The organism is Methylocapsa sp. S129 (assembly GCF_009765995.1).
Classification (GTDB): domain Bacteria; phylum Pseudomonadota; class Alphaproteobacteria; order Rhizobiales; family Beijerinckiaceae; genus Roseiarcus.
Genome location: NZ_LMUI01000030.1, coordinates 22712 through 43006 on the forward strand (window position 1 = coordinate 22712; position 20295 = coordinate 43006).

Annotated in this window: 26 protein-coding genes; 11 read left to right on the forward strand and 15 right to left on the reverse strand. The window is 63.6% G+C overall.

Features of this window, described 5'->3' with window-relative positions; translation table 11 throughout:
* The first annotated feature begins 9 nt into the window (after positions 1 to 9).
* On the forward strand, positions 10 to 414 hold the full coding sequence (locus tag GSQ90_RS17735; protein WP_158816192.1) for a type II toxin-antitoxin system HicB family antitoxin: 405 nt from the start codon (positions 10 to 12) through the stop codon (positions 412 to 414).
* Between the two features lie 26 nt (positions 415 to 440).
* Here the strand turns inward: GSQ90_RS17735 and cobT are convergent, their stop codons facing one another.
* The 4 genes from cobT to GSQ90_RS17755 form a co-directional block, all read right to left on the reverse strand.
* Positions 441 to 2384 (reverse strand): cobaltochelatase subunit CobT, encoded by a 1944-nt coding sequence (cobT, locus tag GSQ90_RS17740; protein WP_371418398.1) that lies wholly within the window; start codon positions 2382 to 2384, stop codon positions 441 to 443.
* Positions 2385 to 2445: 61 nt separating this feature from the next.
* A complete protein-coding gene (locus GSQ90_RS17745) occupies positions 2446 to 3042 on the reverse strand; it encodes an NADPH-dependent FMN reductase (RefSeq protein WP_371418406.1) in 597 nt (198 codons plus the stop codon).
* A gap of 122 nt (positions 3043 to 3164) precedes the next feature.
* Positions 3165 to 4178, reverse strand: a complete 1014-nt coding sequence (gene cobS / locus GSQ90_RS17750; protein WP_158816193.1) for a cobaltochelatase subunit CobS — start codon at positions 4176 to 4178, stop codon at positions 3165 to 3167.
* Positions 4179 to 4309: 131 nt separating this feature from the next.
* A complete protein-coding gene (locus tag GSQ90_RS17755; protein WP_371418399.1) occupies positions 4310 to 4864 on the reverse strand; it encodes a J domain-containing protein in 555 nt (184 codons plus the stop codon).
* 186 nt (positions 4865 to 5050) lie between these two features.
* Here GSQ90_RS17755 and GSQ90_RS17760 point away from each other — a divergent pair, with 186 nt between their 5' ends.
* Together GSQ90_RS17760 and GSQ90_RS17765 are read left to right on the forward strand one after the other, a co-directional pair.
* Positions 5051 to 5320 carry a BolA family transcriptional regulator gene (locus tag GSQ90_RS17760; protein ID WP_158816197.1) on the forward strand — a complete coding sequence of 90 codons (270 nt, stop codon included), beginning with the start codon at positions 5051 to 5053 and terminating at the stop codon, positions 5318 to 5320.
* Entirely contained in the window at positions 5317 to 5889 is a 573-nt protein-coding gene (locus GSQ90_RS17765) for a hypothetical protein (RefSeq protein WP_158816198.1), read from the forward strand. The genes GSQ90_RS17760 and GSQ90_RS17765 overlap by 4 nt, the downstream gene beginning before the upstream one ends.
* A gap of 22 nt (positions 5890 to 5911) precedes the next feature.
* Here the strand turns inward: GSQ90_RS17765 and GSQ90_RS17770 are convergent, their stop codons facing one another.
* The 11 genes from GSQ90_RS17770 to GSQ90_RS17820 form a co-directional block, all read right to left on the reverse strand.
* Complete coding sequence (locus GSQ90_RS17770; RefSeq protein WP_158816199.1) at positions 5912 to 7333, reverse strand: murein L,D-transpeptidase family protein; 1422 nt, start codon at positions 7331 to 7333, stop codon at positions 5912 to 5914.
* 215 nt (positions 7334 to 7548) lie between these two features.
* Positions 7549 to 8502 (reverse strand): acetyl-CoA carboxylase carboxyltransferase subunit alpha, encoded by a 954-nt coding sequence (locus GSQ90_RS17775; protein ID WP_158816201.1) that lies wholly within the window; start codon positions 8500 to 8502, stop codon positions 7549 to 7551.
* 74 nt (positions 8503 to 8576) lie between these two features.
* The gene (locus tag GSQ90_RS17780; protein ID WP_158816203.1) at positions 8577 to 9521 is read right to left on the reverse strand and encodes a site-specific tyrosine recombinase XerD; all 945 of its coding nucleotides are present in this window, start codon (positions 9519 to 9521) and stop codon (positions 8577 to 8579) included.
* 4 nt (positions 9522 to 9525) lie between these two features.
* Positions 9526 to 9669: a histidine kinase gene (locus GSQ90_RS17785; protein WP_158816205.1), complete on the reverse strand. Its 144-nt coding sequence runs from the start codon at positions 9667 to 9669 to the stop codon at positions 9526 to 9528.
* Positions 9670 to 9890: 221 nt separating this feature from the next.
* Positions 9891 to 10928: a Holliday junction branch migration DNA helicase RuvB gene (gene ruvB, locus GSQ90_RS17790; protein WP_158816206.1), complete on the reverse strand. Its 1038-nt coding sequence runs from the start codon at positions 10926 to 10928 to the stop codon at positions 9891 to 9893.
* A 69-nt stretch (positions 10929 to 10997) separates the two neighbouring features.
* Entirely contained in the window at positions 10998 to 11378 is a 381-nt protein-coding gene (locus GSQ90_RS17795) for a type II toxin-antitoxin system VapC family toxin (protein WP_158816208.1), read from the reverse strand.
* Positions 11378 to 11590, reverse strand: a complete 213-nt coding sequence (locus tag GSQ90_RS17800) for an AbrB/MazE/SpoVT family DNA-binding domain-containing protein (protein ID WP_158816210.1) — start codon at positions 11588 to 11590, stop codon at positions 11378 to 11380. Before GSQ90_RS17800 ends, GSQ90_RS17795 begins: the two co-directional genes overlap by 1 nt.
* A 42-nt stretch (positions 11591 to 11632) precedes the next feature.
* Positions 11633 to 12247: a Holliday junction branch migration protein RuvA gene (ruvA, locus tag GSQ90_RS17805; RefSeq protein ID WP_158816212.1), complete on the reverse strand. Its 615-nt coding sequence runs from the start codon at positions 12245 to 12247 to the stop codon at positions 11633 to 11635.
* Complete coding sequence (gene ruvC / locus GSQ90_RS17810) at positions 12244 to 12747, reverse strand: crossover junction endodeoxyribonuclease RuvC (RefSeq protein ID WP_158816214.1); 504 nt, start codon at positions 12745 to 12747, stop codon at positions 12244 to 12246. Before ruvC ends, ruvA begins: the two co-directional genes overlap by 4 nt.
* Positions 12748 to 12821: 74 nt before the next feature.
* The gene (locus GSQ90_RS17815) at positions 12822 to 13184 is read right to left on the reverse strand and encodes a DUF5615 family PIN-like protein (RefSeq protein WP_158816216.1); all 363 of its coding nucleotides are present in this window, start codon (positions 13182 to 13184) and stop codon (positions 12822 to 12824) included.
* A 1-nt stretch (position 13185) separates the two neighbouring features.
* Positions 13186 to 13419: a DUF433 domain-containing protein gene (locus GSQ90_RS17820; protein WP_158816218.1), complete on the reverse strand. Its 234-nt coding sequence runs from the start codon at positions 13417 to 13419 to the stop codon at positions 13186 to 13188.
* A gap of 122 nt (positions 13420 to 13541) precedes the next feature.
* Here GSQ90_RS17820 and GSQ90_RS17825 point away from each other — a divergent pair, with 122 nt between their 5' ends.
* From GSQ90_RS17825 to GSQ90_RS17860, 8 genes are all read left to right on the forward strand, one after another.
* Positions 13542 to 13829 (forward strand): BrnA antitoxin family protein, encoded by a 288-nt coding sequence (locus GSQ90_RS17825; RefSeq protein WP_158816219.1) that lies wholly within the window; start codon positions 13542 to 13544, stop codon positions 13827 to 13829.
* 278 nt (positions 13830 to 14107) lie between these two features.
* Complete coding sequence (locus GSQ90_RS17830) at positions 14108 to 15316, forward strand: ABC transporter substrate-binding protein (protein WP_158816221.1); 1209 nt, start codon at positions 14108 to 14110, stop codon at positions 15314 to 15316.
* A gap of 316 nt (positions 15317 to 15632) precedes the next feature.
* Positions 15633 to 17492 carry an ABC transporter permease gene (locus GSQ90_RS17835; protein WP_158816601.1) on the forward strand — a complete coding sequence of 620 codons (1860 nt, stop codon included), beginning with the start codon at positions 15633 to 15635 and terminating at the stop codon, positions 17490 to 17492.
* The gene (locus tag GSQ90_RS17840) at positions 17489 to 18250 is read left to right on the forward strand and encodes an ABC transporter ATP-binding protein (RefSeq protein WP_158816223.1); all 762 of its coding nucleotides are present in this window, start codon (positions 17489 to 17491) and stop codon (positions 18248 to 18250) included. The genes GSQ90_RS17835 and GSQ90_RS17840 overlap by 4 nt, the downstream gene beginning before the upstream one ends.
* A complete protein-coding gene (locus GSQ90_RS17845) occupies positions 18247 to 18966 on the forward strand; it encodes an ABC transporter ATP-binding protein (protein WP_158816225.1) in 720 nt (239 codons plus the stop codon). Before GSQ90_RS17840 ends, GSQ90_RS17845 begins: the two co-directional genes overlap by 4 nt.
* 241 nt (positions 18967 to 19207) lie before the next feature.
* On the forward strand, positions 19208 to 19633 hold the full coding sequence (locus tag GSQ90_RS17850) for a DNA-binding transcriptional regulator (protein WP_158816227.1): 426 nt from the start codon (positions 19208 to 19210) through the stop codon (positions 19631 to 19633).
* 58 nt (positions 19634 to 19691) lie between these two features.
* Entirely contained in the window at positions 19692 to 19976 is a 285-nt protein-coding gene (locus GSQ90_RS17855) for a type II toxin-antitoxin system RelE/ParE family toxin (RefSeq protein ID WP_158816602.1), read from the forward strand.
* Positions 19948 to 20268, forward strand: coding sequence for a HigA family addiction module antitoxin (locus GSQ90_RS17860; protein WP_158816228.1), 321 nt, complete (start codon positions 19948 to 19950; stop codon positions 20266 to 20268). The genes GSQ90_RS17855 and GSQ90_RS17860 overlap by 29 nt, the downstream gene beginning before the upstream one ends.
* The last annotated feature ends 27 nt before the right edge of the window (positions 20269 to 20295 follow it).

The window sequence follows — 20295 nt, forward strand, 5'->3', positions numbered from 1 at the left end:
GAGAAGACGATGACTGACTATGTCGGAATCATCGACGAGAGCGAGGGAAACTGGGGCGTGCGTTTTCCTGATTTACCCGGCTGCTACGGCGCGGGCGTCAGCGCTGACGACGCCATCCGCGATGCCGCCTCGGCCGCGCGTGAATGGATCGAGCATCAGACCATTGGAGCAAAAACTTTGCCCCCGGCGCGCACGGCCGCCGACATTCTCGCGTCCGGCGATATCGACATTGCGGCGGGCGAAGCGGCGGTGATCATTCCCGTCATGATTGACGATGGCCGTACGGTGCGCGCGAATCTGACATTCGACGCCGGGCTCCTACGCGCCATCGATGCCGCGGCCAATCAACGCGGATTGACGCGCTCGGGGTTTCTGGCGAGCGCCGCGCGGGAGAAAATCGCGGCGCGGCGCTAACGACGCCGCGCGCAACAATCGATCGCTCACGCCGCCTTCGTTCTCGCCCGCATCGGCCGGCCCTGCTTGACCGGCGCTGCGCTTTGCGCCGCCGATTCGTCGAACAATTCGGCGAGCTTCTCCGTCATCGCCCCGCCGAGCTCCTCGGCGTCGACGATAGTGACCGCGCGGCGGTAATAGCGCGTCACGTCATGGCCGATGCCAATGGCGATCAGTTCGACCGGCGAGCGGGTTTCGATTTCCTCGATGATATAGCGCAAATGACGCTCGAGATAATTGCCTGAATTGACCGATAGTGTGGAATCGTCGACCGGCGCGCCGTCCGAAATCATCATCAGGATACGGCGCTGCTCGGAGCGTCCAAGCAGGCGCTGATGCGCCCAGTCGAGCGCCTCGCCGTCGATGTTTTCTTTTAGCAGGCCCTCGCGCATCATCAAGCCGAGGTTCTTGCGCGCGCGCCGCCATGGTGCGTCGGCGCTCTTGTAGATGAGGTGGCGCAGGTCGTTGAGACGGCCGGGCGCCGGCGGCTTGCCGGCCTGCAGCCAGGCTTCGCGCGCCTGTCCGCCCTTCCAGGCGCGGGTCGTGAATCCGAGAATCTCCACCTTGACGCCGCAGCGCTCCAGCGTGCGCGCCAATATGTCGGCGCAGGTCGCCGCCACCGTGATCGGGCGTCCGCGCATCGAGCCGGAATTGTCGATCAGCAGCGTCACCACCGTGTCGCGAAAATCCATGTCCTTCTCACGCTTGAAGGACAGCGGCTGCTGCGAATCGATGATGACGCGCGACAGGCGCGCGGGATCGAGCATGCCCTCTTCGAGGTCGAATTCCCACGAACGATTCTGTTGCGCCATCAGCCGGCGCTGCAGGCGGTTGGCGAGGCGTGAGACGACGCTGGACAGATTCTGCAATTGCTTGTCGAGATAATCGCGCAGGCGCTGCAATTCCTCGGGCTCGCAAAGATCCTCGGCGTTGGTGATCTCGTCGAATTTCGTGGTGAAAGCCTTATAGTCGGGGCCGCGCCGGTCATTGCCCGAGGAGGGCGACGGCTTGCTCTCGGCCGCCTCGTCGGCCTCGCCAGCCTCCGCTTCATCGGGAAATTCGCCGGACGGCGCATCGGCCGCCTCCATCGCGCCTTCCTCGATTTCGTCGGAAGCATCGTCGGACGCCTCCATATCCATCTTGTCGGTCGACTGCTCTTCCTCGCTCTCGCCATCGGCGCCGTCTGCGTCGTCGGGGGGCGCATCCTCGCCCGATTCGCCCTCTTCGTCGTCCGCGTCGGCGGGCGAATCGCTGGCCATATCGAGCGAGGCGAGCAATTTATGGATCGATTTGGCGAAAGCGCGCTGATCGAGGATCGACGCGTCGAGCCGATTGAGCTCGCCGCCTGCCTTCTCCTCGATGTAAGGGCGCCAGAGATCGACGATTTTTTGCGCGGCCGCGGGCGGCTGCAGCCCGGTCAGGCGCTCGCGCACCATCATCGCCACGGCATCGTCGAGCGGCGCGTCGGCGCGGTCGGTGACTTCGGCGTAAGGTCCGCGATGGAACCGATCGTCGAGCATGGCGGTCAGATTGGAGGCGACGCCCTCCATGCGGCGCGCGCCGATCGCTTCGACGCGCGCCTGTTCGACCGCGTCGAACAGGCCGCGCGCAGCCTGATTTTGCGGCGCAAACCGGCGATGAACCGCCTCGTCATGACAGGCGAGCCGCAAAGCCATGGAATCGGCGAGGCCGCGCAGGATCGCCGCCTCGCGCGGATTGGGTTTACGCGGCGGCTCCGGCAGGCGCGCCTTGGCGCCGTCCGGGCCGCCGACCAGCGAAGGCTTGTCGGCGGCGAATGAGATTTCAAGCTCCGGATGCCTGGACATCGCCCGCGTGCATGAAGCGATCGCGCGCTTGAACGGCTCGTTCGGCGCTTCCGCCTTGCCGGCGGCTTTGCGATTGCTGGGCATTTTGATGTCGACGGGCGGCATAGGGCTTTCGCTTGGGTCTGGGGCGGCGATCGTTCTCAAAATATAGGTATAGCCGACCCGATTAGCCGCCGTCACCCCGGATGGCTCTGACGAAACAATCGAGAGCTTCCCGCAGAGCGGCCGCGAAACGGTTGTTGGCGATGATGGCCTGGGCGTCGATCGCCTGACTGGTCAGCGGCAAGGAGACGAAAGCCTCGGGAACCAGACGCGCCGACATGGTCGCGAGCGTTTCCCGCAAGGCGGATTGGGCGTGAAACGCCCGCGGCGCGGTATTGACCAGCATGACCGGCTTGCTGGGAAAGACGTCGCTGCTGACCAGCCAGTCCAGCGCGTTTTTGAACGCGCCGGGCACGCCATGGGCATATTCGGGCATGGCGATGATGAGGCCCGCGCTTGATCCCACCAGCGCGCGCAACGCGACGGCGGCCGGCGGCGGCGCGTCCTCGTCAGGATTGAAATGGGGCAGGGCGGCGAGATCACGATAAAGGGTGATTTCTACGCTGGCGGGCGCAAGACGGCTCAGGGCCTCCAGCGCGGCGGTGTTGGTCGAGGCGGCGCGCAGGCTGCCGGAGAGGGCCAGAAGACGCAGAGGAGGAGCCTTTCGTCTGACCCTTCTCCCGTTCGCGGGAGAAGGTGGCCCGACGAAGTCGGGTCGGATGAGGGCCTCAAAGCTGGGCGCCGCGAAAGAAGAGCTCCTTCACGCCGAAAGGCCCTCATCCGGCGCTGCGCGCCACCTTCTCCCGCGAAGCGGGAGAAGGAATTCACGCCGCCACTGCCTTCTCAGCTCAGCGCCACGTTCAGCGCGCTCTCCGGCAATTCCTGGCCAAAGCAGCGCTGGTAGAATTCGGCGACCAGGGTGCGCTCCAGCTCGTCGCATTTGTTGAGGAAGGTGAGGCGGAAGGCGAAGCCGACGTCTTTGAAAATGTCGGCGTTTTCCGCCCAGGTGATCACGGTGCGCGGGCTCATCACGGTCGACAGATCGCCATTGACGAAGGCGTTGCGGGTGAGGTCGGCGACGCGCACCATTTTATTGATGATGTCGCGTCCGTCCTTGCGCGCGCGATGGTGCGGCGATTTGGCGAGCACGATGTCGACTTCCTTGTCATGCGGCAGATAGTTCAGCGTCGCGACGATCGACCAGCGGTCCATCTGGCCCTGGTTGATCTGCTGCGTGCCGTGATAGAGCCCGGAGGTGTCGCCAAGGCCGACCGTGTTGGCGGTGGCGAACAGCCGGAACGCCGGATGCGGGCGGATGACGCGGCGCTGATCGAGCAACGTCAGGCGTCCGGACACTTCGAGCACGCGCTGGATGACGAACATCACGTCGGGGCGGCCCGCGTCATATTCGTCGAAACACAAAGCGATATTGTTCTGGATCGCCCAGGGCAGAATGCCGTCGCGAAACTCGGTGATCTGCTTGCCGTCCTTGAGGACGATCGCATCCTTGCCGACGAGATCGATGCGCGAAACGTGGCTGTCCAGATTGATGCGCACCAGCGGCCAGTTGAGGCGCGCGGCGACCTGCTCGATATGGGTCGATTTGCCGGTGCCGTGGTAGCCGGTGATCATGACGCGGCGGTTGAACGCGAAGCCCGCGAGAATGGCGAGCGTGGTGTCGCGATCGAAGAGATAATCGGGGTCGAAATCGGGCACATGCTCGTCGGGCGCGGAATAGGCGGGCGCCTCCATATCCGAGTCGATGCCGAATGTTTTACGCACGGACACACGCGTGTCGGGCGGCCCCGGGATGGCGCCGGCCGTTTCGCTCTGCGATTGCGATAATGCGACTTTCATCAATCCTCCGTTCCCGCCCGGCGAGCGGGCAGGGCCTCAAGCATTATAAAGACATCCCGCCTTGCGGCGAAAGGCCGATAGCCGTCCATCGATGAAGGACAGTTTGGGGCCATAACAAGCTGGCGCTCACCTCAGACCAGCTTGTTCGATCTGAGGTAATTATAGGCCTGAATGATCTCGCGCAATTTTTCTTCCGACGACCGGTCCCCGCCATTGGCGTCGGGATGGTGGCGTTTCACCAGTTCCTTGTATCGGGCCTTGATGGCCGCCTCATCGGCGCGCGCGTCGAGGTCGAGCGCGCCAAGCGCCTTGAGCGCGAGAATGTTATAACGCGGCTCATGCTTGTATTTACGTCCGACGCCCCGGCGGCGGGAGACGCGCGCCTCGCCGAACATCGTTTCGTCACTTGGCTCGGGACCGGGACGCGAGCCGCGCCGGGCGCCAAGCGGCCAGGTAGGCCGATGGCCGACGATGTCGTCTTTCTGGAATTTGGCGAGCGCTTCGTCGTTCATGCCCCTGAAATAATCGTAGGTCGCGTTATATTCGCGCACATGATCCTTGCAGAACGAAAAATATTGGCCTTCGCGCTCGCGCCCCATAGGGGCGCGAAAAACGCCTTCGGCCTTGCATCCCGGGTGATTGCAAGGCACGACGACAGGATCGGCGGCCTGCGGCGCTGATTTCACACGGATTCGATCGAATAAACGCGAATTGAGATTCATTCTGGCGACCTTAAGAGGCCGCCGACCGAGCGGCAAGCCCGTATTCTTATCAAGCGAAGCAGATAAAATTCACGTGAAGACAATGCGACACAGAAAATTCGGCGCGGAGCGCGCCAATCCCGCGCCATATACGAGAGATAAGGCAGACGCATGAACACCGAGGCCCGCATCAAAGAAAAGCTGGAAGCCGGGCTCGAACCGATCAGGCTCGAGGTCGCCGACGAATCGCATCTTCACGCCGGCCATAGCGGCGCGCGCGCGGGCGGTGAGACCCATTACCGCATTAAGGTGGCGTCGGCTCGCTTCTCCGGCAAGGGGCGGGTCGAGCGCCATCGCATGGTTTATGCGCTGCTCGCCGATGAAATCGCTGGCGGCGTTCATGCGCTCGCCCTGCAAACGCTGGCGCCGAGCGAGACGTGAGCGACGCGCAAGCGCCGACGGCATTGGGACCCTATTCCTTCACGCTGACGCCGGAGGAGGCAAAGACCGCCGCTTCGCGCGCCGGCTTGCGTTCGGTTTTGGCCGGGCGCCTGTCGCGCAATCATGTGGCGCCGCTGGTCGCGTTTGCGCTTTTCGTCGCCTTTGTCGTCATCTTGACCCTGACCGGCCTGATCGCCCGGCGCTTTGGCGAAGGGGCGCTGATTCTCGCCGCGATCGCCTTCATGGCGGCCCGCATGGCCGCGCATTGGCGCCTGCGCGGCGCGCAAAAGAGCAATCTGGCCGCGATGACCGCTTTACAGGAGGCCGGCCAGGTCGTCGTCAGGCTCGATGATTCGGGTCTGCGCATGGAGAGCGCCGGCGGGTCTCGCCAATTTGCTTTCGCCGATTGCGACGAGGCCGAGGAGGCCGGCGGCATCATTTATCTCTGGCGCCGCCAGGGCGCGCCCGCGTTCATTCCGGCGCATGCCTTCGCAGGCGATCAGGCCGCGCAGGAATTTCTCGCTTTCCTTCGCGACGGTATCAGACGCGCCGCCAGGCGCCAGGCCTAGCGCGCAGCCTCGCTTCCCTTATTTATTGCGAAGGCGCGGCGGCCAGAGCCAGCGTGCCCGGGGCAGGTTTGAGCTGGGTGGGCCGCGCGGCGAAGCTCTGGACTTTTAGCGAGGCTTGCGGCTTGCTTGCCGAATCGTTGGCTGCGTTGCGGCGCGGCGGCAGCGGCACGTCGGAGGGGACGGGCTGCGCCGGCTCATAGACTTTCACGGCGCTGGACGCATCGGCGGCGTCGCCGCCGAAGCTCAACCACTTCTTGACGAAGGACTGACTGGCGTCGGTGGCGCCGCCCACGAGCCCGACCGGCGAAAGCGGCGAACCGGCAGGCGTCGCATCAGACGAAGCGGGCGCTTGCGCGACCATTGTCTGGGCCGGAGCGCTTGCGACGACGGGCGCTGCGCCAACGTGCTGCGCCTGCGTTGCTTCCGCGACCTTGACGACTGTGGGAACCGGCTGGCCGGTCTTGTCGTCAAGCACCACTTCGGTCGGGCTGGCCGTGATGGCGTCCGGACGGCTGACGTCGCCCTTCTGGCCGATGAACGAGGGGTTCTGGCCGCCGTCGTCATAGACGAGCTCGATCGGCTTGACGCCCTGCGCGACCAATTGGGCGACAGCCGCGTCGTCGCGCGCCTGTTTGGCCGCGACATCCGCCTCCACCTGCTCGTCGCGATGCAGGGCCGGGCAAGTTCCGGTCGGATTGGAATCGCCAACATTCGGCGCGCCAAAGACGTAACGCTTGGCGCAAACGCCGACCTGCGGCTCGGCTTTCGTGACTTCGAAATGATCGGAGCCGTTTTTCAATTGCTTCCAGAAGTCGATGTTGGGGTCGAGCCGATGTTTGGCCAGATTCTCAGCCGTCATGTGGAAGGGATAGGACTGCATCTGGATTTCGCGCTGGCCGCCGTTGAAGGCGTCGCGCGCGATCGCGTAGATCTCGGCGATCTGGGCGTCGGTCATCGAGAAACAGCCGGCCGACGAACAGGCGCCATGCACCATGATCGTGCCGCCGGTGCGTCCGAACGCGCGATCATAGGCGTTGGGATAGCCGACGTTGAACGAGAGATAATAATTCGAATTCGGGTTCATCTGGCCCGGCGTGATCGGATAGAATCCTTCCGGCACCTGGCGATCGCCCTCGCGCGTCTTGGGGCCGAGTTGGCCCGACCAGCGGCACATCGGATAGGTCTTCAAGAGCGCATAGCGCCCGTCGGTCTTCATCTTCCAGATTTCGAATTCCGCTTCCTTCTTATAGGTGCGGATGAGGACGGGCGAAGAGGTCGCCGTGTCCATCTGCTGCATCAGCGCGATTGTCTGGGGCGGAATCGGCGACAAAGAACGCCCCGAACCACCCGCGAGCTGGTCGCCATCGCAACCGGCCAGCATCGCCGCAAGCGAAGCGGCCAACGCGAAGGCCGCCAACCTTGATCCCCAAAAGCTTCTCGTCATTGTTTCACTGCTCTCGGCGCCCGCTTGAGCGGGCCATTGCGTCAATGTTCACCCTGCCGGAGTTAATGCTCTTATCCTTTCCGGGAGCTTACTGCAAACGCCCCGGTCGTGGGAATATGGTGAAGGTTCCGTTAAGCGCGATTGTCCCCGCTTGGGGTCTTTTGACGAAGCAGGATTTTTACGGAAAACCGCGCGATGCTTTTCCGAAATCCTGCCTAGATTTTTCGGCCAATGCTGAGGAATTTCGCGGCGCGCGCGTCGCGCACCTGATCGCGCGACATATTGCCCATCTGCTCGAGCGCGCCGGCGATCGCAGCGCCCGTGGCGACGATCGCGGCCTGGGGATCGCGATGGGCGCCGCCGAGCGGCTCCGCGATGATCCCGTCGATAATGCCAAATTTCAGCAGATCCTGCGCGGTGATCTTCATATTGGTCGCCGCGTCCTGGGCCCGCGAAGAATCGCGCCACAGGATCGAGGCCGAGGCTTCGGGCGAAGCGACGGTATAGATGGAATGCTCCAGCATCAGCACTTTGTTGGCGGTGGCGATCGCCACCGCGCCGCCCGAGCCGCCTTCGCCGACGATGACGGCGACATTGGGCACGCCGAGCGACAGGCACATGTCGGTTGAACGCGCGATCGCCTCGGCCTGGCCGCGCTCTTCGGCGTCGATGCCAGGAAAGGCGCCGGCGGTGTCGACAAGGGAGATGACCGGCAGGTCGAAACGGTCGGCCAGCTCCATCAGGCGCGCCGCCTTGCGATAACCCTCGGGGCGCGCCATGCCGAAATTATGGCGTAGGCGGCTGGCGGTGTCCTCGCCCTTTTCCTGGCCGATCAGGCAGACCGAGCGGCCGCGAAACCGACCGAGGCCGCCGACGATCGCCTCATCCTCGGAAAACTTTCTATCGCCGGCGAGCGGCGTGAAATCCTCAATCAGTCCCTTGATGTAATCGTGGAAATGGGGGCGCCCCTGAACGCGAGCGACTTGCGTTTTCTGCCAGGGGGTCAGCGCGGTATAGAGATCGGTCAAGGCTTTGGCGGATTTGGCCTCCAGCTTGCCGATCTCTTCAAGGATGGCCGGCGAATCCCCCTTTGCGGCGAGGGCGCGCAATTCGTCGATCCTCGCGTCAATTTCGGCGACCGGCGTTTCAAAATCGAGATAGCTGCGCATTGGCCCTTAACAAAACCGACCCCTGGAGGGCGCGCTTAAGTGGCGGCAAGGGGCGGGGAAGTCAAGGCGGGACGCTACTCATCCCCCAGCGGGTGCAGGTCGCGCACCATCGCCTTGGCGCGTTCGTCGAGCACATGGGTGTAAATCTGCGTCGTCGAAATATCGGCATGGCCGAGCAGGTCCTGGACCACCCGGAGATCGGCGCCGTTTTGCAGGAGATGGCTGGCGAAGGCGTGGCGCAGCACATGCGGGCTGATGCGCGACGCGGATATGCCGGCGGCGGCGGCCAGAACCTTGAGCTCGCGCGCGAAGGCCTGGCGGGTGAGATGGCCGCTCTCGCTATCGGCGGGAAACAGCCAAGGGCTTTTGGCGGCGCCGGGCGCGCGTTCCTCCAGCATGGCGCGATAGATGTTGATCGCCGCGCGCGCCGGTTCGGAAATCGGAACGAGCCGCTCCTTGGCGCCCTTGCCGCGCACGCCGATCAGCGGCTCGCGCGACCGCGCCGTCGATTTGGGCAGGCCCAGCAGTTCGGAGACGCGCAGGCCCGAGCCATAGAGCAGCTCGACCAGACAAGACAGGCGGACGGCCCGCAAACGCTCCGCCGCGGGGCGTCCTTCCACATCGAGACCTTCGCGCGCGACGGTCAGCAATTTATCGACTTCTATGACGCTCAGGACTTTGGGGATCGGGCGTCCTCGGCGCGGTCCTTCGATCGCCATGGTCGGATCGTCGGTCCGGCGTCCTTCGAGATAAAGGTGCTTATGGAATTGGCGCACCGAGGAGAGTTGGCGCGCCAGGCTTGAGGCCTTCAGGCCCGCCGCGCCGCGATGGGCGAGGAAGGCGCGCGCGTCGTCGCTCGACGCTTTCAGTGGATCGACGCCTCTGCCGGCCAGAAACGCCGAATAATCCTCAAGGTCGCGCCGATAGGCCTCGATCGTGTTGCGGCTCGCCGCGCGCTCGGCGGCGATCGCCTCGAGAAAGGCTTCGATGAGACGGCGGCTCGGGCTGGGGGTTTTCATGCGTTCATTTCGGCGGCTTGGGCAGGGCGATGGTCTGTGTCATTTCGCGCGGCTGTACCTTCACAAAAGCGACCAGCGCGACCATCCCGCCATAGATCAGCCCGGCGATGAGGGCGAGGACGAAGAGGAAGCGAAACAGGCTTGGCAAGAAGAGTCCCCAGATCAATCAGTCGCACTGCCGCGCTTCCCTTCTCCCGCCTTCGGCGGGAGAAGGTGGCCCGACGAAGTCGGGTCGGATGAGGGCGGTTGCCCAGGACGCCGACCCGAACAGCCGCTCCTTTTTCCGCACCGTCACGCCGACAGGCCCTCATCCGACCTCGCTTCGCGAGGCCACCTTCTCCCGCGAAGCGGGAGAAGGAAATCGCAGCCTCATTCCTCTTCCTCGAACAATCCCGCCTGTAGCGCCTCGCGCGCGGGCTCTTTCAAGCCGAGATGCCGGAAGGCGTGGGTCGTCAGCAGGCGGCCGCGCGGCGTTCTTTGCACGAAGCCCTGCTGGATCAGATAGGGCTCGATGATTTCCTCGATCGCGTCGCGCGGCTCCGACAGCGCGGCGGCGATCGTCTCGACGCCGACCGGGCCGCCGCCAAAACTCAGGGCGATCGTGTCGAGATAGCGCCGGTCCATCTGGTCGAGGCCGATCGGATCGACATCGAGCAGGCGCAAGGCGCCGTCGGCGATGGCGCGCGTGACGCTGGCGGCGCCTTCGACGACGGCGAAATCGCGCACGCGGCGCAGCAGGCGTCCGGCGATGCGCGGCGTGCCGCGCGCGCGCCGCGCGATCTCATTGGCGCCGTCGTCGGCGAGCTGCAGGCCGATCACCCGCGCGCCGCGCCGCACGATGCTTTCCAGTTCCGGTACGGTGTAGAAGTTGAGCCGCACCGGAATGCCGAAACGATCGCGCAAAGGCGTGGTGAGCAGACCCGCCCTGGTCGTCGCGCCGATCAGCGTGAATTGCGCAAGATCGATCTTGACCGAACGCGCCGCCGGCCCCGCGCCGATGATCAGATCGAGTTGGAAATCCTCCATCGCGGGATAGAGAATTTCCTCGACCGCGGGATTGAGGCGATGGATTTCGTCGATGAACAAAACGTCGCGCGGCTCCAGATTGGTGAGCTGGGCGGCCAGATCCCCGGCTTTGGCGATCACCGGCCCCGAGGTCGAGCGGAAATTGACGCCGAGCTCGCGCGCGACGATCTGCGCGAGCGTCGTCTTGCCGAGGCCCGGCGGGCCGACGAACAACACGTGATCCAACGCCTCGCCGCGCGTCTTGGCCGATTCGATGAAGACTTTCAGGTTCTTGCGCGCCGCCTCCTGGCCGGTGAAATCGGCGAGGACCTGCGGGCGCAGGGCGACATCGTCCTCAGGGCGCTTTTCGGCTGAGACGAGGCGGCGGGGGGGCGTGGTCATGCTGTCCTCAAAGCGACCGGCTTAGCGCTTCTGCGCCGAGCCCCGGCGCAGGATTTGCGAGGGCGCCGATCAAGGCGCACTCTTGGCGAAATGGACGACATGCGGCAAACCGGCGAAATGGGCGTCGCATGTCAGCAGGTCAGCGCCCGACTCGATGGCCGTCGCGTAGATGACTGCGTCCGCCATCGCTAGCGTGTGCGCGCGCGCGCAGTCGGCGGCGCGGGTTGCAAGACGCGTATCGAGTGGCGCGACGAGGCAGCCCATCGAGTAGGCGAGCAATTTGTCGGCGGCGTCTTCGCCGAAATGGCGTCGCGCCCATCGGACGAGTTCGTACTGCACCACAGTCGGCACGAGCCATTGATCCTTGTTGGGAATCTGCGGCGCAAGCTGCTGCCCGAGGGGCGTGTCGCTGGTCCATTCGATCCAGGCGGACGTATCGACGACGCGCATCAATAGCGGTCATTGCGGTCGCGATAGTCGCTGGTGTCGGCGCCCCGCGTGAGGCCGATCAGGTCTTTGGCCTCCGGTTCGGGAAGAAGCAGCACGCCCTCGCCTTTCGGAATGACGACGAATTTCTGGCCGGCCCGCCAATGAAACCGCTGGCGGACTTCCTTAGGAATCGAAATTTGGAATTTTGGCGAAAGCGTGGTGGTGGCGGACATCGTTTTACCTCATCTGTATCGACCAGAGTATCGTAAAATCGTTCACTGCGCCAATTCCTTCAGACCGAGCCGGATCAGCGCGGCCGTCTCAGCATCGGCGCCTAGCGTAGCGACGCCTCTGGCCACCGCCAGCGCCGCCTGCGGGCGGGCGTAGCCGAGATTGACGAGCGCGAGAACCGCGTCCTGTGCGCCGCGGCTGAGCGCGCCGGCGGGCGAGGCGCTAGCGATATCGCCGCCGAGATCAGCGACGCCCAAAGCCGGCGCCTTGTCTTTCAACTCCAGCACAATGCGCGCAGCGAGTTTGGGGCCGACCCCTTGGGCGCGCGCCACCATCGCTTTGTCCTGCAGCGCGATCGCGCTCGATAGTTCGGCAGACGACAAAATGCCCAAAATCGCCAGCGCGACTTTGGCGCCGACGCCCTGCACGCTCTGCAGCAGGCGAAACCAGTCGCGCTCGCCCTCGGCGAGGAAGCCGAACAGGCGGATCGCATCCTCGCGCACCTGCGTCTCGATATGCAAAGTGGCGGCCTGCCCGATCGCCGGCAGGTTGCGCAAGGTGCGCGCCGAAGCCGCCACGACATAGCCGACGCCGTTGACGTCGAGGATGAGCGTTTCCTCGCTTACCGAATCGACGAGGCCCTTGAGCTTGCCGATCATGCCGCGCCTCGCGCCCGGGCCAGCCGGTGCTGCGCATGGGTGATCGCCACCGCCAGCGCGTCGGCCGCATCGGGCGAGGCGGCGGGGCTCGTGGGCAGCAGCATTTTCACCATCATCGCGATTTGCGCCTTTTCGGCATGGCCGACGCCGACAATGGTTTTCTTGACGACATTGGCGGCATATTCGGCGACGGGCAGGCCAAGCAAAGCGGGCGCGGCGAGCGCGATGCCGCGCGCCTGGCCGAGTTTCAGCGCCGATTGCGGATCGCGATTGACGAATGTCTCCTCGACCGCTGCCTCATGCGGCCGATGCGCCTCGATCAAAGCGGTGAGGCCGCGATGAATCTGCGCCAGCCGTTCGGCGAGCGAAAGATCGGCGCGCGTCTGGATCGAACCGCAGCCGATGTAGACAAGCCGCGAGCCCTCGACCTCGATCAACCCCCAGCCGACATTGCGTAAGCCCGGATCGATGCCGATGATGCGAATCGCACGGATGTTCATGAAATGATCTCTACGACAAAGCTCGGGCGGGAAGCCAGTGGGGATGGTGGATTTCCCTCTGGCGACCCTCGCCGCTATGTCGGCGAGCCGAGGCTTCGCATCCGAACCCGGCCCCGCTCGATCACGGTGAAATGTCCGCCCCAATCATCGCGGGAGGCGATGAGATCGGCCAGCCGCCGCCCGACATCGCCCGGCGCACGAAGGGGTATGCGAAACAGGATAACGCCACACGGATTTGGCAATCGCGAAGCTTTGGCGAGTTCGCCGAAGTCCTTATCGAAGGTCAGGACAACGCGCCCCTCGCGCGCCGCCCAAGCGAGTACATCGGCGTCGCTCGCTCCGGGAGCCGCGGTGGTAACGCGAACGATATCATGCCCTGCTTCCCTGACCGCCTCCACGGCAGCGCCTGGGAAATTCTCGTCAGCAAGGAAACGCATATCAGGCGGCGCTCGGGAAGACCCTCTCGGAGCTCAACGTATCGCGCGCATAAGCGAGACAGGCGATGAGGTCGTCGTGCTTTAGTCCGGGGTAATTGGCCAGGATATCGGCCTCGCTCCATCCGTCTGCCATAAGCCCAATGACGAACTCCACCGACAATCTTGTGCCGGCTATGACGGGCTTGCCAGCCAAAACTTTCGGATCAAGCGTGATGCGAGGCTTCGCGGCGGCCATGGCGGGAGACTCCTTCGTCGCGCTCAATATTAGCCAAAAACGTTGACGCTTTCCACCCCACCCTCGGATTGGCGCTATATTCAGGGCTTTCGCCGATTACACTGTCATGCATACGTGCTGGTATGGGCAGGAAGAAGCGTAACGCCGCGCAATTAGACGAACTCGTCAAGCTGGCGGCAATCCCAGACGATCAAATCGACACGGCGGATATCCCCGAGGCGCCGGCGGAGAACTGGATTCACGCGCGACGCGGCGAACTCTATCGACCGCTCAAACAGCCCGTGACGATTCGGCTCGATGCCGACGTGTTGACCTGGTTCAAGGAGCACGCCGCGAGCGGCAGTTATCAAACCGAAATCAACCGCGTGCTGCGGCGGCATGTGGCGACGGAAGAGAAGCGGCGCGCGTAGCACACATTTACAAGAAATCAGAGATCGCGGAGACCAAACGTCATTGATCATGGATCGCGGGCCAACCGAACGAAATTCGGCGCCTTCCGGCGGCCAAAGTCCCGCGCTTGACAAAACTTCCGCCCCGCAGGATCATTTGTATACAAACGAATTTGGCTGCGGGATATTTGCGCCCGCTAGACCTGACGAAGAACGGGATCGAGAGCGTCAACAGGCTTTGATAGACGCTGGCTAAGGATGGAAAACCAGCGTTTTGGGCAATGATCGGGAGCGACATCATGAAAACTTCGTCGGCGATATTTTCGGCCTTGGTCGTCATCGCGGGGCTGGCGGGCTCGAGCGCGCCGGGCGTTGCGCAGGAGACGATCAAGATCGGCGAGATCAATTCCTATTCCGCGCTTCCCTCTTTCACCGAGCCTTATCGCAAGGGCTGGCAGCTTGCGCTTGACGAGATCAACGCCAAGGGCGGCGTCGACGGCAAGAAGCTCGAAGTGATTTCCAAGGACGACGGCGGCAAGCCGGCCGACGCCGTGACGCAAGCCAACGAACTCGTCTCCAATGACGGGGTGGTGATGCTCGCGGGAACCTTCTTCTCGAATATCGGCCTCGCTGTATCCGATTTCGCCAAGCAGAAGAAAATCCCGTTCCTGGCGGCTGAACCGCTCACCGACGCCATCACCTGGTCGAAGGGCAATCGCTATACGTTCCGCCTGCGGCCGGCCAATTACGAACAGGCGGCGATGCTCGCCGAGCAAGCGGCGAAACTGCCGGCCAAGAAATGGGCGACCATCGCCCCCAATTACGAATATGGCCAGTCGGCCGTCGCCGTGTTCAAGAAGCTGCTGTCGGAGAAGCGGCCCGACATCCAGTGGGTCGGCGAGCAATGGCCGCCGCAAGGCAAGATCGACGCGGGCGCTGTGGCCGAAGCGATCGCCAAGACCGAACCTGAGGCGATCCTCGTCGTCACTTTCGGCCCCGACCTCGTCAAGCTCGTGCGCGAGGGCAATACGCGCGGCCTGTTCAAGGACCGCTCGGTGGTCGGCTTCCTCACCGGCGAGCCGGAATATCTCGATCCCCTGAAGGACGAGACGCCGGAGGGCTGGATCGTCACCGGCTATCCCTGGAACGCCGTGACGATTCCCGACCATGCCGCCTTCCTCAAGGCCTATCAGGACAAATATAACGACTATCCGCGCCTCGGTTCGGTGGTCGGCTATTCCACGCTCAAGGCCGCGGCCGCCATCCTCGCCAAGGCCAAGTCGACCGACAGCGAGAAACTCGTCGATGCGGCGGAAGGCATAGCGGTCGATACGCCCTTCGGTCCGATCACGTTCCGCAAATCCGACCATCAGTCGACGCTCGGCGCCTTCGTTGGCAAGACCGCGCTGAAGGACGGCAAGGGCGTGATGGTCGACGTGACCTATAATGACGGAGGCAAATATCTTCCCTCCGACGAAGACGTGAAAGCGCTGCGTCCGCAGAACTGATCTCGTAAGGAAAATGCGACGCCTCACAGCCAGAGAAATAAGGAGCGTCGCCTCATATGTCCCTCAACCGTCATGGCCGGGCTTGTCCCGGCCATCCACGCCGAGCTTTCGCAGAACGTCTGGTCTTGATGCGAGAGGGCGGCCTTCATATTGGAACAGAGCGAATAGGTAAGAGCGAAGAGCGGCGCGGTCTGCTGCGGCTTCGCGGCGTGGATGGCCGGGACAAGCCCGGTCATGACGCGCGATGGCGCCCTTGTTCTCGCGCTCATGGCCCCTCGCCCTTCGCGTCAGCGTCCAGCACGCGCGGGTGTTCCCGTTGAACTTCTACTTCGATCAATTCGTCACCGGACTGGCGAGCGCATGCTCGCTGTTCCTCGTCGCCTCTGGCCTTTCGATCATTTTCGGCGTCACGCGCATCGTCAATTTCGCGCATGGCGCCTTCTATATGCTCGGCGCCTATATCGGCTTCACGCTCACTGAGCAGTTTTCGGGCGCCTTTGGCTTCTGGGGCGCGATCCTGCTCGCTGCGATCGTCGTCGCGGCGATCGGAACGCTCATCGAGATCATCCTGCTCAGACGCATTTACGATGCGCCGGAACTGTTCCAATTGCTCGCGACTTTCGGCGTCACGCTGATCGTCGAGGATCTCGCGCTGCTGATCTGGGGGCCGAACGAGCTGCTCGGGCCGCGCGCGCCCGGCCTCAAGGGCGCCATCGATCTCTTCGGCCTGCCTTTCCCGACCTATGATCTCTTGCTCATCGCGCTCGGGCCGCTCGTGCTTGGGCTGCTATGGCTGTTGTTTCGCCGCACCACCTGGGGCGTGCTGGTGCGCGCGGCGACGCAGGATCGCGAAATGGTCGCCGCGCTCGGCGTCAACCAGAAATGGCTGTTCACCAGCGTTTTCGCGCTCGGCGTCTTTCTCGCCGCGCTCGGCGGCGCGCTCGAACTGCCGCGCCAGTCGGCGAACCATACGATGGATTTGCAGGTCATCACCGAAGTGCTGGTGGTGGTCGTCATCGGCGGTCTCGGCAATGTGCTCGGCACGTTTCTCGCCGCGATCATCGTCTCGGAACTCAACGCCTTCGGCATTCTCGTCTTTCCAAAAATATCCATCGTCCTTGTGTTTCTGGTGATGGCGCTGGTGCTGATCGTCAGGCCATGGGGCCTGCTCGGGCGCGCCGAAGCGGCCGCGCGCGCGGCGGGCGGGGCGGCGATCCTGCGCTGGCGCCCGCTCGCCGCGCGCGGACGCCTCGCCGTTGTCCTCGCCCTCGCCGTCCTGGCGCTGGCGCCGCTCGCCGTCGGCGACTATTATCTCACGGTCGCGACGGAGGTGCTGATCTTCGTCCTCTTTGCGGCGAGCCTGCATTTTCTCATCGGCGCCGGCGGCCTCGTCTCCTTCGGCCATGCCGCCTATTTTGGCCTCGGCTCCTATGGCGCTGCGCTTGCGCTCAAGCAGTTCGGTCTCGGCATGGAGGCGGCGCTGATCGCCGGGCCGCTGCTCGGCCTCGCCGGCGCCATTCTCTTCGGCTGGTTCTGCGTGCGGCTGTCGGGCGTCTATTTTGCGATGCTGACGCTCGCCTTCGCCCAGATCGCCTGGTCCGTCGCCTATCAATGGAGCGACGTCACCGGCGGCGACAATGGCCTGCTCGGCATATGGCCGAGCGCCTGGGCCGCCGCGCCTGCGCATTTCTATTGGCTCACGCTCGCGCTTGTCGCCGCCGGAATCGCCGCCTTGCGCATGATCCTCTTCTCGCCGTTTGGCTATTCCCTGCGCGCCTTGCGCGATTCCGAACTGCGCGCCGAGGCGATCGGTCTCGAGCGGCGGCGCATTCAGTGGATAAGCTTCGCCATCGCCGGCGGCTTCGCAGCGCTCGCCGGCGCGCTCTATGCGTTTCTCAAAGGCAGCGTGTTTCCCGACAATCTCGGCATTCCGCTGTCCATCGATGGGCTAGTGATGGTGCTGCTGGGCGGCGTCGATACGGTCTCGGGCGGCATTGTCGGCGCGGCGCTCTATCGCTCGCTGTCGATCTGGATCATCAGCCACACCGATTATTCCAAGCTCGCGCTCGGCTTGCTCATCGTCGTCCTCGTCGTGCTTTTCCCCAAGGGCGTCGTCGGCGCTTTCGAATCCTGGCGCGCGCGCCGCGCGCCGCGAACCGGTGGAGAAAGCTCATGAGCATTCTCGCGGTCGAGAATCTCGGCAAGATCTATTCCGGCTTCGAGGCGGTCAAAGGCGTGAGCTTTGCGCTGGAGGCGGGTGAGATGCTTGCGCTGATTGGGCCGAACGGCGCCGGCAAGAGCACCTGTTTCAACCTGATCAACGGCCAGCTCGCGCCGACCAGCGGGCGCATCCACATTTTCGGCCGGAGCACGCACGGGATGGCGCCGCGCGACATCGGGCGGCTTGGCGTCGGGCGCACCTTCCAGATCACCGCGACCTTCGCCTCGATGACGGTCGTCGAAAACGTGCAGATGGCGCTGCTCGCGCATCATCGCCGCCAATGGCAGTGGAATCGCTGGGCGGCGCATTATTACGAAGAGGAAGCGGCGCGCCTGCTCGCGCTCGTCGGCATGGCCGACCAGGCCGAGCGCTCTTGCGGCGAACTCGCCTATGGCGATCTCAAACGGCTCGAACTCGCCATCGCGTTGGCCAACGAGCCGAAACTCCTGCTGATGGACGAACCCGCCGCCGGCATGGCCCCGAGGGAGCGCAACGCGCTGATGAGCCTGACCGCGCGCATCGCGCAAGAGCGCACGATCGGCGTGCTATTCACCGAACATGACATGGACGTGGTGTTCGAGCACGCCCAGCGCATTCTCGTACTCAATCGCGGCGTGCTGATCGCCGAGGGCGCGCCCGCGGCGGTGCGCGCCAATCCGGAGGTGCAGGCGGTCTATCTTGGCGCCGGCGCGCTCTATGAGGCCAAGCAATGACCCATGCCGACGCCAAGCTTCGCGTCAGCGGCCTCAACGCCGCCTATGGCCAGGCGCTTATTCTCACCGATGTCGCGCTTGAAGTCGGCGCGGGCGAGGTCACGGCGCTGCTCGGGCGCAACGGGGCCGGCAAGTCGACGACCTTTCGCGCGATTCTCGGCCTGATCGCCAACCGCAGCGGCAAGGTCATATTCAACGGCGAGGACGTGTCCGCGCTCGCCACCTATGACATCGCGCGGCGCGGCCTCGGCTATGTCCCGGAGGACCGGCGCATCTTCTCCGATCTGACGGTCGAGGAAAATCTGCTGGTCGGTCGGCAGGCGCCGCGTGCGGGCGCGCCGACCTGGACGCTCGAGCGCCTGTTCAAGATTTTCCCGAACCTGCGCGAATTGCGCGGCCGGCCCGGCGGACGCATGTCGGGCGGCGAACAGCAGATGTTGACGATCGCGCGCACGCTGATGGGCAATCCCTCGCTCGTCCTACTCGACGAGCCGTCGGAGGGGCTCGCGCCAAAAATCGTCGAGCAGATGATCGAGGCGATCCGCGACATGAAGCGCGAGGGCCTGAGCCTGCTGGTGAGTGAGCAGAACCTCCATTTCGCACGCCTCGTCGCCGACCGCGCTTATGTCATCGAGAAAGGCCGCATCCGCTTTGCGGGTACGATGGCGGAGTTCGATGCCCGGCCTGATGTGCGGGATGCGTATCTGGCGCTGTGAGGCCGGGGGGCGCCGCCATTAAAGCTACGCGGCGATCAAGGATTTTGGCAACTCCAAGCGCGGTCGGATCGTTAAATGCCGCGATGCGTGTCACATGATCGCAAGTCCAATAATAATACAAATATGCACAATATGCACTTATTATATGCACTTTCTGCATGTTTCCGCTTGCTCTCGACGCGACCAGGGCTAAGCAGAGTTGCCAGGCAAAATGGTCTGCTAAGCAACAGAGGCAATCGAGATGGACAACACCGAATTCAGGGATTGGCGCGCTCGCATGGGGCTTACTCAGCAGCAAGCCGCTGACATGCTCGACCTATCGCTCAGCACCATCATCAATTACGAAAAAGGAGTGCGACGAGACGACGGAAATGAGGCCTTCATCCCGTTGTCTGTTGAGAAGACTTGCGGGAATTTTGAGCGGAAGAGACGTGCGATAGCGCTGATCGAGGAAATGCTTCCGACCAATGGGGTCGGAAGGATAACCGCGCGAGTCCTCCGGGAGGTTTTGATCGGTCTTGTCGAATTGGAAATTCGCTTCGGAGATTTAGATCATAAAAATAAGGCTAAGGCTCTCGTCGAACAGAAGTTACCGACACATAGCACCGGACAGATTACCGCACGAGCGCTCCGGGAAGTCTTGATCGGAATATTTGAGCTAGCGTGAACGCCGCAACGTGACATTCGGAAATTGCCCCCGATAACGTTATGCGTTATAGTTGCGCATGATCCCAGGCTTTGCCGATCCGGAAACCGCGTTGATCTGGTCTGGTCGGCAGAGTCGAAAATTGCCGCCGGATATCCAATCGACGGCTTTGAGGAAACTGCGCCTTCTCAATCAGGCGCAGGTCCTAACCGATCTACGGGCGCCGCCCGGCAATAGGCTAGAAGCGTTGAAAGCGGATCGCGCAGGCCAGCACTCGATCCGTGTCAATGAGCAGTGGCGCATCTGTTTCATCTGGCGGGAAGGAGGACCCCATCATGTCGAAATCGTCGATTACCATGACTAACCCCGAGTTGTTGCCCAACCCGACGCCCGGTGAAATCCTGCTGGAAGAGTTTCTCAAGCCGCTCGCGCTAAGCCAGAACGCGCTAGCGCGGGCGCTGCGTGTGCCGCCGCGTCGCGTCAACGAAATCATCCTCGGCAAGCGCGCTATCAGCGCCGATACGGACTTGCGGCTGGCGCGATATTTTGGCGTTTCCGATGGCTTCTTCCTCGGACTTCAGGCCGACTACGACCTTATGGCGCGTCGGCGGCAAATCAGCCCTGACCTCGACGCGATCCAGCCGCGCGCCGCTTGATATCGCTGTGTCTCGCCCTTCTTCGCC

Bases quoted from the DNA above. Each gene is read 5' to 3' on its own strand.
- GSQ90_RS17735 (WP_158816192.1), top strand. From the start codon at position 10: ATGACTGACTATGTCGGAATCATCGACGAGAGCGAGGGAAACTGGGGC.
- cobT (WP_371418398.1), bottom strand. From the start codon at position 2,384: ATGCCGCCCGTCGACATCAAAATGCCCAGCAATCGCAAAGCCGCCGGC.
- cobS (WP_158816193.1), bottom strand. From the start codon at position 4,178: ATGAAAGTCGCATTATCGCAATCGCAGAGCGAAACGGCCGGCGCCATC.
- GSQ90_RS17760 (WP_158816197.1), top strand. From the start codon at position 5,051: ATGAACACCGAGGCCCGCATCAAAGAAAAGCTGGAAGCCGGGCTCGAA.
- GSQ90_RS17770 (WP_158816199.1), bottom strand. From the start codon at position 7,333: ATGACGAGAAGCTTTTGGGGATCAAGGTTGGCGGCCTTCGCGTTGGCC.
- GSQ90_RS17775 (WP_158816201.1), bottom strand. From the start codon at position 8,502: ATGCGCAGCTATCTCGATTTTGAAACGCCGGTCGCCGAAATTGACGCG.
- GSQ90_RS17780 (WP_158816203.1), bottom strand. From the start codon at position 9,521: ATGAAAACCCCCAGCCCGAGCCGCCGTCTCATCGAAGCCTTTCTCGAG.
- ruvB (WP_158816206.1), bottom strand. From the start codon at position 10,928: ATGACCACGCCCCCCCGCCGCCTCGTCTCAGCCGAAAAGCGCCCTGAG.
- GSQ90_RS17795 (WP_158816208.1), bottom strand. From the start codon at position 11,378: ATGCGCGTCGTCGATACGTCCGCCTGGATCGAATGGACCAGCGACACG.
- GSQ90_RS17800 (WP_158816210.1), bottom strand. From the start codon at position 11,590: ATGTCCGCCACCACCACGCTTTCGCCAAAATTCCAAATTTCGATTCCT.
- ruvA (WP_158816212.1), bottom strand. From the start codon at position 12,247: ATGATCGGCAAGCTCAAGGGCCTCGTCGATTCGGTAAGCGAGGAAACG.
- ruvC (WP_158816214.1), bottom strand. From the start codon at position 12,747: ATGAACATCCGTGCGATTCGCATCATCGGCATCGATCCGGGCTTACGC.
- GSQ90_RS17815 (WP_158816216.1), bottom strand. From the start codon at position 13,184: ATGCGTTTCCTTGCTGACGAGAATTTCCCAGGCGCTGCCGTGGAGGCG.
- GSQ90_RS17820 (WP_158816218.1), bottom strand. From the start codon at position 13,419: ATGGCCGCCGCGAAGCCTCGCATCACGCTTGATCCGAAAGTTTTGGCT.
- GSQ90_RS17825 (WP_158816219.1), top strand. From the start codon at position 13,542: ATGGGCAGGAAGAAGCGTAACGCCGCGCAATTAGACGAACTCGTCAAG.
- GSQ90_RS17830 (WP_158816221.1), top strand. From the start codon at position 14,108: ATGAAAACTTCGTCGGCGATATTTTCGGCCTTGGTCGTCATCGCGGGG.
- GSQ90_RS17840 (WP_158816223.1), top strand. From the start codon at position 17,489: ATGAGCATTCTCGCGGTCGAGAATCTCGGCAAGATCTATTCCGGCTTC.
- GSQ90_RS17845 (WP_158816225.1), top strand. From the start codon at position 18,247: ATGACCCATGCCGACGCCAAGCTTCGCGTCAGCGGCCTCAACGCCGCC.
- GSQ90_RS17850 (WP_158816227.1), top strand. From the start codon at position 19,208: ATGGACAACACCGAATTCAGGGATTGGCGCGCTCGCATGGGGCTTACT.
- GSQ90_RS17855 (WP_158816602.1), top strand. From the start codon at position 19,692: ATGATCCCAGGCTTTGCCGATCCGGAAACCGCGTTGATCTGGTCTGGT.
- GSQ90_RS17860 (WP_158816228.1), top strand. From the start codon at position 19,948: ATGTCGAAATCGTCGATTACCATGACTAACCCCGAGTTGTTGCCCAAC.